9 protein-coding genes are annotated in these 12,036 nt (G+C 43.0%); 4 read left to right on the plus strand and 5 right to left on the minus strand.

The window, feature by feature from the left end:
• Positions 1-86 precede the first annotated feature (86 nt).
• From ACFG4S_RS24220 to topA, 5 genes are all read right to left on the minus strand, one after another.
• Positions 87-2,912, minus strand: a complete 2,826-nt coding sequence (locus tag ACFG4S_RS24220; protein WP_392531494.1) for an HD family phosphohydrolase — start codon at positions 2,910-2,912, stop codon at positions 87-89.
• 461 nt (positions 2,913-3,373) lie between these two features.
• On the minus strand, positions 3,374-4,330 hold the full coding sequence (locus tag ACFG4S_RS24225) for an ADP-ribosylglycohydrolase family protein (RefSeq protein ID WP_392531495.1): 957 nt from the start codon (positions 4,328-4,330) through the stop codon (positions 3,374-3,376).
• 267 nt (positions 4,331-4,597) lie between these two features.
• Positions 4,598-5,044, minus strand: coding sequence for a type II 3-dehydroquinate dehydratase (gene aroQ, locus ACFG4S_RS24230; RefSeq protein ID WP_392536067.1), 447 nt, complete (start codon positions 5,042-5,044; stop codon positions 4,598-4,600).
• Positions 5,045-5,066: 22 nt separating this feature from the next.
• Complete coding sequence (locus ACFG4S_RS24235; RefSeq protein ID WP_179064338.1) at positions 5,067-5,207, minus strand: hypothetical protein; 141 nt, start codon at positions 5,205-5,207, stop codon at positions 5,067-5,069.
• A 279-nt stretch (positions 5,208-5,486) separates the two neighbouring features.
• Positions 5,487-8,138, minus strand: coding sequence for a type I DNA topoisomerase (gene topA, locus ACFG4S_RS24240; protein ID WP_392531496.1), 2,652 nt, complete (start codon positions 8,136-8,138; stop codon positions 5,487-5,489).
• A 560-nt stretch (positions 8,139-8,698) separates the two neighbouring features.
• On the opposite strand from topA, the gene ACFG4S_RS24245 reads away from it, so the two are divergent.
• From ACFG4S_RS24245 to ACFG4S_RS24260, 4 genes are all read left to right on the plus strand, one after another.
• Positions 8,699-8,992, plus strand: coding sequence for a hypothetical protein (locus ACFG4S_RS24245; RefSeq protein ID WP_392531497.1), 294 nt, complete (start codon positions 8,699-8,701; stop codon positions 8,990-8,992).
• The gene (locus tag ACFG4S_RS24250; RefSeq protein ID WP_392531498.1) at positions 8,979-10,067 is read left to right on the plus strand and encodes a DUF6745 domain-containing protein; all 1,089 of its coding nucleotides are present in this window, start codon (positions 8,979-8,981) and stop codon (positions 10,065-10,067) included. The genes ACFG4S_RS24245 and ACFG4S_RS24250 overlap by 14 nt, the downstream gene beginning before the upstream one ends.
• Positions 10,068-10,130: 63 nt before the next feature.
• Positions 10,131-11,207: a DUF6745 domain-containing protein gene (locus ACFG4S_RS24255; protein ID WP_392531499.1), complete on the plus strand. Its 1,077-nt coding sequence runs from the start codon at positions 10,131-10,133 to the stop codon at positions 11,205-11,207.
• A gap of 230 nt (positions 11,208-11,437) precedes the next feature.
• A complete protein-coding gene (locus ACFG4S_RS24260) occupies positions 11,438-11,749 on the plus strand; it encodes an RNA recognition motif domain-containing protein (RefSeq protein ID WP_392531500.1) in 312 nt (103 codons plus the stop codon).
• Positions 11,750-12,036: the final 287 nt, after the last annotated feature.

The raw sequence follows: 12,036 nt of genomic DNA on the forward strand, positions 1-12,036 counted from the left end.
GGAAGATTCCTAAAAGATGATGGATGATGCCAATTTGGGATATTTAATTAAAATAACAATTCAGCATTTTGCAACGTAGACAAACATTACGAATTTCGCACAGTGCTGCTAGCCTTCAATTTAGGATAAGCGATACGTTTGTGATTAAATTGCTGCCAAACATCCACAAATATCTGGGCAATTTGTGACATTTCTTCCCGTGTTAATCCTGAATCTACAAGTTGATTGTCTTGCCATCTGGCACGTAGAATATTATTCAGCATTGTTAAAGCTTGTTCGGTGGAGACATCTTTATGCGATCGCTTTTCTTCTCCCGCAGATGTCTCGCTTACCTTGCTTTTCACAGGTACGGGACGTTTTGCTGATGCTTCGAGCGATCGCAGCGCTGCTTCGCAAGCATCAGCTAACATCACAATTCCTGTTTCCCTCGACTGGGGAATCGGTCCATCGTAGCGGAAATCTGCTTCGTCTAGCGTTAAACTTGGATCTTCTTGAACCATTTGCTGGGCTTGGTGATGGAAATAGGCAATCAGCATAGTTCCCTGATGCTCTGGAATAAAAGCTTGAATCGCTGTGGGTAAGAGGTGTTTACGCGCCATCACCAACCCTTCAGTTACATGCTTTTTAATAATTTCTGCACTTTTCCAAGGGTCTTTAATTTCTGTATCGTGTTTATTTGGTCCCCCCATTTGATTTTCAATAAAGCCTAGTGGGTCGTGCATTTTTCCAATATCGTGGTATAATGTCCCAGCCCTAACTAATTCAACATTGCATCCTAGTTGTTTGGCAGCAGCTTCGGCAAGGGTAGCCACAAAGAGCGTATGTTGAAAGGTTCCAGGAGTTTCTGTAGCAAGTTTTTTTAATAAGGGGCGGTTAGGATTTGCCAACTCTGCTAAGCGGATGGGAGTGACTAAATCAAAAACTTTTTCCAGATAAGGACTCAAACCTAAGGCTATAACACTCCAAACAAAGCCAGATGCAGCAAATAACCCTGCTTCTTGGAGGACAATATACCAAGTTGAACCAAATACTTGACCAATTAATACTTTAACAATCAGGTAAATAGCACCTTGAGTTAAGGCGATCGCCACACCTAATAATGCTAATTCCTCACGCGATCGCAATCTTTGGGCAATGCAACTACCTAATACTCCTCCCCCTACACCAGCTAAAAGTGCAGCCTTACTTATCTCCAAGCTGATTCCTAATATTGGCAACAGCAGTCCCACAACCGTCAACCCCAAAGTAGGACCGTAGAAGCTTCCCAATAATAAACCAAGGGCACTCCAGGTAGTATAGGGCAATCCGATGATGATTACTCCTGGTACACTGAGACTCAGCAGTAAGACCAATAGGCGATCGCGTTGTCGCAATTCACAATTAATATGCCGTTCTACCCAGGCAAAAATACCAATGGCGACGCTAATAATGCTTCCTAACTTCACTAATTCCAGCCACTTAACTTCCCGGCGAATCAAGTGATAATGCTGCAACACCTCAAAATCCCATGCACTAATCTGCTCTCCTTTTTTGACAATCACCTGACCATGCTGTACGTTCACCATCACAGATGGGACTCCAGCAGCGGCTTTTTGAGCCTTTTGTCTGGTTTGTTCTTCATCTTTTTGCAGATTTGGCTGGAGTACAGCTAACAACACTTTGGTTGCTAAAGGTTCGGCATCTTCTGGTACAAAGGTATGGATTTGTAAATTTACCGCCTCCTCTAAGATGTTTGCTGGTAGTCCTTGGGGAATGCCTTGAGCAAGAATCCGTTCAGCACTCTGATGGACTCCCGTTTGTGTTTTTTCCCACTCCAAATCTGACAAGTCTAAAAGCAGAGATTCCTCATATACTGTTTCTGTCCGAACGCTCTCCAACTGTAAAAGTTTGGCGGTAGCTTGGGTATATCTTTGACGTGCTTGTTCAATTTGGGCAATGAGTGAAGATAAGCTTTTTTCCGGACTGGTGAGTTGGTAAGCTTCTAGTTCTGCTATTGCTTGAGTAAAATCAGTGTTTTGAGAAAAATCAGCTGACTCTGCTTTTTCCCAACTCTGGGAATTAGATTTAGATTTGGGGAGCCAACCCCGTGCAGGGGTTCCCTCTTTTGATCGGACTGGGCTTGGTGTCGTGCTTGGCTGGCGTCCTTGATTAGGTGCAGTTGTAGATGATGGACGGGATGAAGTGGTGGTTCGTCCTGGTGTTTTTTTCTGCTGGTTTGGATTATTTTCTACAGCCCCTAGCACTGCTTTCCATTCTGATTCAGAGCAAGAACGAAGGTAACGCTGGGTATATCTGGAAAAAACGACACTATCAAAAAAAGGAAAAGCTCCAGCTATGCTGCGAATTTCGTTACCATCATCCAGGAGTTGTTGCAAATTTTCGTTGATTTGTTGATTCATTTCGGCATCAAGCATCAACACTGGAATGAAACCTTTACTGACAGCTTTACGCTCAGCTTCTGTTTTTTTCTGGTCTTCAATTTTATCTGAATAGGGCGCTTTAATTGTTTGCGGTGCGGGATTCCCTATTTTTATTTGAGTCTGGTTGTATAATTTATGCCCGATAACGCCTGTGAGGGACAATATAGCGATCGCTAAAATCACGAACCAACGCTGTTGATGTAACCAGTTGAAACCATTCGTTTCCACTGATTTTGTCATGAACTTTAGCGCTCTTTCTTGTTTTCGGCGGTGTCTACTGCTAGCGACACCTACGCTTTTATCGTTGGTTTTTGATAAAAACGAGATTACATCCCTCACAATAGCTCTTAGAAGTTCGCTTCTATGGCTTTCGTTTTTGGGACTTTTCATTTTCCCAAATAAACTTCCCTTACGGCGTAGTAATCTGTACCATCGCCGCCAGTAAGATAATTGCTGGGTCAAGAATTGCAAAAATTGCTTGGTCGTTTTCATTATCTCTGCCTGCAATTGCTGACTTTGATAAGCTAATGTTGATTTTTCCAGGATGATTTCTTTGTAGTCAGAGACTTCAACCCTGAATCTATGGAACTTGAATGTTCATTAGCTTAGCTCAAAACAAAACAATCATCAGGGAAGTCCAATCTGGGGCTACTATTGCAAGTACGGTGACGGGAGCTACCTACAAAATTAGGTCGAAAACAAAATTCAGCTTGGGAATTGGAGTCCGATTTGTGGATGAATAAATGGGTTTAGATACCCACCTTATAGATTTCGGATACTTCTAGGTGGGGGATTCCAATCATCCACTAATAGCGCAACGTAAAGCTTTGTCTACGAGAGGCTGCGCCAACGCTTAGAGCAAGTCCACGTAGTCCTTCGGAGCGTCTCTTCGAGAACGTCTTGATTATGACCAGATGCGGAGACGCTCCTAAATTTTGATTCTGAAAATAGCATTAACGCGATCGAATAACACGAGGAGCTGCGTAAACCGAAAGCGGAGCTACCGTAGACATAGCACATCCCTCGTCAGTTAACTCCTTTGGATTTAAGCGGATATCATAATACAATCCTGACCACACAGCCACAAGTGCATCAGCTAATTTTAACATTTGAGAAAAGCTAGTCAGTTCTGATGCTGGAGAATCTTTCTGCAAAAGCAAGACTCGCCAATTTAGAGGAATTCCTGCTGTACTGTTATGTGCGCCTGATAAAGCCCCAGTAATTGCACCTGTAGACTCTGCTATTAGTCGGGTAGAATCTTGCACTTTAGAATCACCATTGTGAGTAGCTCGCAAAACTGCAAGACGAAAGTCTTCCAATGTACCGAGAAAGCAGTAAAATGCCATAGCAATGGTGTTACTTAGCTTTTCTCTGCCAGCAAACTCAGCTTGCGCCCTTTCTAATCCAGCCCCTTGTTCCAATAAATTTTGAACTCTTAATAATTTTTTTGGTATTGATGTCGGCGTTTCTTGGAGAAAGGATATTGTTTGGGGTATGAGGGTTAGGGCATCGAGTTTCTCAGTGAGGGCTAAAGCGATCGCATATCCTACTGCTAGTGTTCCATCCTGCACTACTGGGTCATACTCCCAGAGTTTTAGTACATTTAGCAAGTTTTCTCGTAGCTTAATTGGATTATCGTGACAAAAAAGTGCTACTGGCACTGTGGCAAGAATTATGTTTGTTGATATGACATCAGTTTCTGCTAAATGAAGAGATTCTTGTTGCTGACGCGCTATCCAATCATCTAAATCTAATCTACCCAGGCTAATTAAACTCTGGATACCCAAAACCGCCATTCTGCCAAAATCCAGGTAATTCTGAGACTGTATTCTACTACCAGAGGCTAAACTTCCCCCTAGGGATGCTCCAAGTAAAGTGCCTCGAAACCGACTTATAAGAGAGTAACGCATAAAATTTTAGATTTTAGATTGAAGAATTTAATCCAAAATCCAAAATCTCAACTCTAAAGTCAATTCATTTTTGGTGATAAGGGACTTCCAACAAATAAATTACCCAATCTTGTGGGGTGGGAAACATGACCGTCGGTGTACAAGGGCGGATAAGACTCCTATTCCACAAGAAGTAGTTGAGTATTTTTGATTTGGAAGCTCCTTATTGTAAATTAGAGGGTTTAAATCCCAGACTAAAACTTTTTGGAATTTTGAATTTTGAATTTTTTAAATACTTCTTAAATGATGCACCAGTGCTTGTAGACCCAACAAATAACTTTGAGAGCCAAAACCACTGATTTGCCCGATGGCTACTGGGGCGATGTACGAATGATGGCGAAAATCTTCCCGACGGTAAATGTTACTCAAATGCACTTCTACTGTAGGCAGATTAACGGCAGCGATCGCATCTCGCAACGCCACACTAGTGTGGGTATATGCCCCGGCATTAATCAATATTCCTTGATATTGACCTAATGCTTCATGAATAGTATCTACTAAAATCCCCTCATGATTGGACTGCAATGGAAAAACTTTCGCCTGTAGTTTTAATCCCTCTTCTTCTAACAGACGGTTTATTTCTGCTAATGTCAACAAACCATAAATTCCTGGTTCTCGCTGTCCTAGCAAATTTAAGTTTGGCCCATGCAGTGCCAGAATGCTTAAGGGTTCCAACGTCGGGTTTAGCACTTTCGGGCTAGTAACGACGACGCGAGCGATCGTTCACAGGAATCGGAATCAGTTCCGGTTCCGGCTCAGCCTCTGGCCCTAAAAGGCTCTCAATTAGCCTACGTGCTAATTCTTTAAGCTTTTCTAGCACCTTTTCTATATAGTCCATGAACTGACCGCTCCTGAGATACTACCTCAATTTTTGATTAACAAGTACGCAGCGAATTGCGTATTTTTGCACCTCTGGCTTTTAACCGAGCTAATACACAATCCCGTATTTGGGACATTAGCCACTTCTAAAATTTGGGGTTGTGTTTTCCCTTACCTTTTAGAGTATCACACTTGCAACCTATAGAACTGCATCCTATCAAGGATGGGTATCAAGGGTCAAGAGTCAAGAGTAAGGGTTAAATGTTTAAACTTTTGACTTTTGACTCTGAACTTGCAACTAGCTTTCTGCGGCCTTCTTTTTCGTAGCTGTCGTTGATGATTTGCTAGTTGACTTAGATCTCGAACTCGTTGATTTAGTTGTTTTACGAGTCGATTTACTTGTGGATGCTTTAGCTGCCAACAATTCCAAGGCCGCAGCTAGAGTTACATCTTCTACAGATTGACCTTCCGGGATACTAGCATTAGTTTTGCCATGCTTAATGTAAGGTCCATAGGGACCATCGTAGATGTTGACTGGTTCACCGTCCTCTGGATGTGTGCCCAATTCACGTAAGGCTGCCTTGGACTTGCTGTTGGTGGAACTGCGTCCCTTTTTTGGTTCGGACAATAATTCCAATGCACGTTCTAGGCTAATTGTCAACACATTGTCAGCAGCTTTTAGAGAGCGATAATCTTTTCCCTCCTTACCCTGGTCATGAACGACATAAGGGCCAAAGCGTCCCAAACTTGCTTGGATTTTGCCACTAGTTACTGGATGAACTCCCAATGTCCGGGGTAGTGCCAACAGACCAACAGCCATTTCCAGGGTAACAGTTTCTGGGGTGACACCTTTGAGTAGTGAGGCTTGTTTTGGTTTGGGGTTTTCCTCAGTTTTGTCACCTAATTGGACATAAGGCCCGTAAGCACCGATTTTCACATAAATTGGTTCGCCAGTTTCGGGATGCCGACCCACCTGGTCAGGCCCGGTGGTTTTTTGCCGCAGCAATACTTCTACCTGTTTGGGGTCGAGGTCAGCTGGTGTCAAGTCTTTGGGAATTGACGCGGTGACAACACCGTTACCATTTTCGACTTCAATGTAAGGACCGTATTTCCCTATGCGGACTTTGGCATCTAGATTCTCTAGTTCTACGGTTCTGGCTTTCGTGGCATCAATTTGGCTTTCCTGTTCCTTGACCAGAGTTTCTAGGCCTTTCTCTCCCAGATAGAACTTTTGCAGGTAAGGTAGCCATTTAGCTTCACCTGTGGCTATGTCATCGAGAGTTTGCTCCATTTTCGAGGTAAAACTCGGATCAACGATGTCGGGGAAATGTTTTTCCAGTAAGTCGGTGACTGCAAAAGCAGTAAAGGTGGGTATAAGGGCGTTACTCACCAAATGGGCGTAACCTTTGTCGATGATAGTGCCAATAATGCTGGCATAGGTACTGGGACGACCGATACCTTCGCTTTCTAAGGTTTTCACCAAAGTAGCTTCGGTGTACCTGGCTGGCGGTTGGGTTTCATGACCCACTGCTTCGAGTTCGGTACAATTGGGGCGATCGCCTACTTTCAGACTAGGCAAAATTACTTCTTGGTCTTCCAGTGCTGCTTCTGGGTCATCTGAACCTTCAACGTAAGCACGTAAATATCCTGGAAATTCAATCCGCTTACCAGAGGAACGGAATCCGGCGTCTTCAACTTGCAATTGCACCGTAATTTGGGTTTGCCGAGAGTCAGCCATTTGGCAAGCGACGGTACGTTTCCAAATTAAATCGTAGAGAGCAAGTTCCCGACCGCCTAAACCAGTTTCTTGGGGAGTGCGGAAGGTGCTACCTGCTGGGCGAATTGCTTCGTGTGCTTCTTGTGCGCCTTTGGATTTGGTGGTGTATTGCCGGGGTTGGGGGCTGAGATATTGTTGACCGTAGAGTTTTTCTACACAACTGCGAGCAGCGGCGATCGCTTGATCTGACAAATGCACCGAATCTGTCCGCATATAGGTAATATACCCCTGCTCGTACAAATTCTGGGCAACCCGCATAGTGTCACGGGCGGAGAGGCGCAATTTCCGGTTAGATTCTTGTTGCAACGTCGAAGTGGTGAACGGTGGCGCGGGTTTGCGCGTCACTGGACGTTCCTCCATCTCGGTAACACTCCAGGTTTTCCCAGTTAGGCGTTCCTTGAGGGCTACCGCTTGGTCTTCGTTTAGCAACAAAACATTGCGACCTGCGGTAATTTGTCCGGTTGTGGCGTCAAAATCGCTACCGTTAGCTATTTTGGTTCCTCCCAGTGTCACCAGCTGGGCAGCAAAGGGGGTTTTTTCCTTTTCTAAACTAGCCTTCAAATCCCAGTACGTACCTTCATGGAAAGCGCGGCGTTGGCGTTCTCTAGTGACTAAAACTCGCACAGCTACAGATTGCACTCGCCCAGCAGATAATCCCCAGGCGATTTTTTTCCATAGCAAAGGAGACAGAGTATAACCCACCAACCGATCTAAAATCCGCCGCGTTTCTTGGGCACGAACCAACTGCTCATCGATATTGCGGCAGTTTTTCAGCGCTTTTTTGATGGCTTCTTGGGTGATTTCGTGAAACACCATCCGCTTAGTCGGGACTTTTGGCTTGAGCAATTGGTATAAATGCCAACTAATGCTTTCACCTTCCCGGTCTTCGTCCGTTGCCAGAATCAGTTCATCTACATCTTTGAGGGCATCTTTGAGTTGGGTGACAATTTTCTTTTTGTCTTTCGGGACAACATATACCGGTTCAAAGTCGGCGTCCACATTTACCCCCAGCTGCGCCCATGTTTCCCCTTTGATAGCGGCGGGAATTTCACTAGCCGACTGGGGGAGGTCACGCACATGACCCATAGACGCCTCCACCCGATAGCCTGATGGCAGGTAGTTGCGAATGGTACGAGCTTTGGTTGGAGATTCGACGATGACGAGAGTTGACATGGAAATTTCAAAAAAAAGAATAGCTGCTAAGCTAAACAGTCAAATTGAGGTAATTTTTGCAAATTGTCAAGATAAAACGTCACGCTTAGGGCGGTGATTTAATCCTCACACAAACTGTCTGCTTAGGAGAAAAACCGCTGAACTTATTACCCAGTATGTCCCAGAGGATAGAGGAGGGAAATGCTGGGTGTGAATTTCCAGCTATTTCAATCTTTAACTTATCTAACGCATAATTGGCGACTACAGTTTTTAAAATTTGGGGAGTGGGGAGTGGGGAGCAGGGGAGCAGGGGAGCAGGGGAGGACAAGGAGACAAGGAGACAAGGGGACAAGGGGACAAGGGGACAAGGGGACAAGGGGACAAGGGGACAAGGGGACAAACAAAACTCCTAACTCCTAACTCCTAACTCCTAACTCCTAACTCCTAACTCCTAACTCAGCACTCCTAACTCAGCACTCCTAACGCCCAATGCCCATTCCCTAAAAGCTTGTGCCAAAATTAAATCAAACTTGAGAGCAAAAGCGAAGTAGGGTTTGTACCCATCTGAGGGAAGCAGAACTATGCAACCAATTCGTCAAGGTGATGTTATCTTACTACCTGTGCAGCAGGTGGAAGGACAAAAAATACCTCACTTAACTTTGGCAGAAGGCGAAGTTACAGGTCATAAACATGAGATTACTGAGGCTAAGGCGGAATTATACGAAAAAGATAGCACACTCTATTTGCGTGTGTTTTCTGAGTCGGCATTGCTAGCTCATGAGGAGCATAAAGTTATTTCTATTCCCCAAGGTGACTGGATGGTGAAAATTCAGCGAGAATACGAGCCTGAAGGTTGGCGTTATGTCGCTGATTGAAAAGTTAACGCCTGAGCAAGAGGCTTTGATTCCAGTTTATCGAGAGAAGTGGCGAGCGATCGCCCTTTCAACTGAGCGAATTGATCGTGAAAAAGCGGCGGAAGTTGTTAAAGCTGCCTATGTTGCAATTGACTTTGGTTATGAAGAGCCGGAAATCTTTTTTCAGGATAGTCCTTATGCAGCTTGCAACTGGATGCTAAAACGATTGTCACCAGAATTTCTAGACAGTTACCTTAATGAACCAAATAGTTTAGGGGGCTTATTTTCGGCTCATTTCTCTCACGAACTTTCGAGTATACTCAATCAGCAGTTGGGAAGCCAACAATTAGACAACTGTTTTTATCGTGTGGCAGATGATCCTTTAAATCATGAAATATTCAACGACTTAAATGAGAGATTTAGCACTCAATTAAACGATCAACCAGAGGATCATTCGTGGTGGATTGAAATGCAACTTAATGAGTGTTTTAAACCTGAAAGTCACGTTAATTGGATGACTGGGTTTGATTTCTGTATCTCTATTTTGAACATTGTTTATCCTCAACAAGAATGGAAAGTATTTCAATCTTTAATTAAAGAATGTGGTTGGTTGTTTGCGTATGATGACATCTGTATTATCTGCGATCGCCCCCTTCATCTGCGTTTCGACAATCAAAATCGTCTCCACGCGGAAGGCGAACCTGCCATTGAATTTACCGATGGATATAGCCTTTACTCCTATCATGGGGTAACATTGCCTGAAAAATACGGTAAAATCCACCCGCAGCAATGGCAAGGTAACTGGCTTTTATCAGAGGAAAATGCCGAACTACGCCGAGTGTTAATTCAAGGTATTGGTTACGCTCGAATTTGCCAAGAATTACAAGCTGTTGAATTAGATACTTGGCAAGAATACACGTTATTAAAAATTGATGCTGATGTTGATGAAGAATCAATTTATTTATTAAAAATGACTTGTCCTAGCACAAGCTTTATTCACGCCTTACGAGTTCCACCGAATATCAACTCAGCGCGTGAAGCGATTCGCTGGGTTAATTGGGGTGTAGATCCAGAAGAATTTGGTGTGCAAACATAATTACTTAAAGGACTTCCCCATTTAGAAATTGTTCAAATAGGTAAAAATTCTTGATTAGTAAAAATGATTCACACGCTAACGCCTGAGCAAGAGGCTTTGATTCCAGTTTATCGGGATAAGTGGAGAGCGATCGCGCTTTCAACTGAGCGAATTGATAGAGAGAAGGCGGCGGGAGTTGTTGAGAGTTTGTACTCACTTTTGGAAAAGAAAGTTCCAGAAATTATTTTTGCTAATAGCCCTAATGCGGCTATTAGCAAAATGCTCTTAATTAATTCATCTCAAAATCGGCTAGAAAGTAATTTAGTAGATTCTTTAGAGGATTATGTAAAAATTCAACTACGAAACTTTAAAAGACAAGTATCTTTACAGAGAATTGCCTCTTTTTATGACAAACACTTATTAGCTTATAACGAGAAGCTAGAAACAGATTTTTTTGGAGAAGAGGCATTTAATTTATTAAATATAATTCTTGGCTTAAATCAATCTGAAATAGTTTGGCAGCTTTGGTCTAAAAAAGTGAACGCTAAAAATGTTTCTTCATTATATTGGTTATATACTGCTGCGACTTTTGATTTTTTCATTTCAGAGCTAAATTGTAAATGTAGCCATAAAATTTATAAGTTAGTAGAGGAAATAGTGGTTGTAGGAGGGATGATATTCCCTTTTGAAAGATTCTGTTTGATCTGCGATCGCCCCACAAAATTATCTTTTGACAATCAAAACCGCCTCCACGCTGAAGGCGAACCCGCTATTGAATTTATTGATGGATATAGCCTCTACTCCTACCACGGTGTAACCTTGCCAGAAAAATACGGTAAAATCCACCCGCAGCAATGGCAATCTCAATGGCTTTTATTAGAGGAAAACGCCGAACTACGGCGAGTATTAATTGAAGGTATCGGTTACGCTAGAATCTGCCAAGAACTACAAGCTATTGAATTAGACAACTGGCAAGAATATACACTATTAAAAATTGATAACAATGTGGATATCGAGCCGATTTATTTATTAAAAATGACTTGCCCTAGTACAGGATTTATTCACGCCTTGCGAGTTCCACCAAATATCAACTCAGCGCGTGAAGCAATTCGCTGGGTAAATTGGGGTGTAGATTCAGAAGAATTTGGTGTCCAAACCTGATTTTGGAATTGAACAATAAACTAAAAAATAAATATGGTAACTATAGACAGAGCCGATGGATTTTACCATACATGAGGACAAAGATACGAATTTGGCCTTGGCCAGATAAAAAGTTATGGTAGGATAATTTTGGAGAAGTAAAGTTCGGCAATCTGAATCTTGTTGTTAGCAATAATTACAAGCAGCTCCACCGATAAACATCTCTGCATCAATGGATTTTGGAGAGTTTCATGTCAATCTACGTAGGGAACCTATCCTACACCGTCACGCAAGACGAACTGAGCAAGGTATTTTCGGAGTACGGCACAGTTAAACGCGTTCAATTGCCCACAGACAGGGAAACAGGACGCGCACGAGGCTTTGGTTTTGTGGAAATGGAATCAGCAGCGGCAGAAGATGCTGCTATTGAGGCTTTGGATGGTGCTGAATGGATGGGTCGTGTAATGAAAGTGAATAAAGCTAGACCACGAGAGGAGAAAAATAATCGCTCTGGTGGTGGTAATTGGGAAAAAAATAACAGTGGATACTCACGACCTTATTAAGTTTATGAGGTAATTCACCAAAGCAAAAGTATTAAAGGCGATCGCCAAGCACAAAGTATCCCAAAACTAGCAGTTTAGTATACAACTGAATCTGCAAAATAGTATATAAGCAGCTCAGAGAATAACTGAGCTGCTTATTTCTACTACATGTGAATGTTGATTGCAAACGAGCCAAGGCTACATTTCAACATAATTTAATCTGATGGTAGGTATAGTAGTCTGGCGTAGCAACAAGCTGCTACTCTTTGTTAGAGCCGCTTGCACCCAAAAGCAAGTTTTAGCTGAAG

The organism is Nostoc sp. C117, from assembly GCF_043099735.1.
GTDB lineage: Bacteria > Cyanobacteriota > Cyanobacteriia > Cyanobacteriales > Nostocaceae > Nostoc.

What these genes read in the sequence shown, in the direction of transcription:
- ACFG4S_RS24220 (WP_392531494.1), bottom strand. Translation starts at nt 2,912, where the DNA reads ATGAAAACGACCAAGCAATTTTTGCAATTCTTGACCCAGCAATTATCT.
- ACFG4S_RS24225 (WP_392531495.1), bottom strand. Translation starts at nt 4,330, where the DNA reads ATGCGTTACTCTCTTATAAGTCGGTTTCGAGGCACTTTACTTGGAGCA.
- ACFG4S_RS24235 (WP_179064338.1), bottom strand. Translation starts at nt 5,207, where the DNA reads ATGGACTATATAGAAAAGGTGCTAGAAAAGCTTAAAGAATTAGCACGT.
- topA (WP_392531496.1), bottom strand. Translation starts at nt 8,138, where the DNA reads ATGTCAACTCTCGTCATCGTCGAATCTCCAACCAAAGCTCGTACCATT.
- ACFG4S_RS24245 (WP_392531497.1), top strand. Translation starts at nt 8,699, where the DNA reads ATGCAACCAATTCGTCAAGGTGATGTTATCTTACTACCTGTGCAGCAG.
- ACFG4S_RS24250 (WP_392531498.1), top strand. Translation starts at nt 8,979, where the DNA reads ATGTCGCTGATTGAAAAGTTAACGCCTGAGCAAGAGGCTTTGATTCCA.
- ACFG4S_RS24255 (WP_392531499.1), top strand. Translation starts at nt 10,131, where the DNA reads ATGATTCACACGCTAACGCCTGAGCAAGAGGCTTTGATTCCAGTTTAT.
- ACFG4S_RS24260 (WP_392531500.1), top strand. Translation starts at nt 11,438, where the DNA reads ATGTCAATCTACGTAGGGAACCTATCCTACACCGTCACGCAAGACGAA.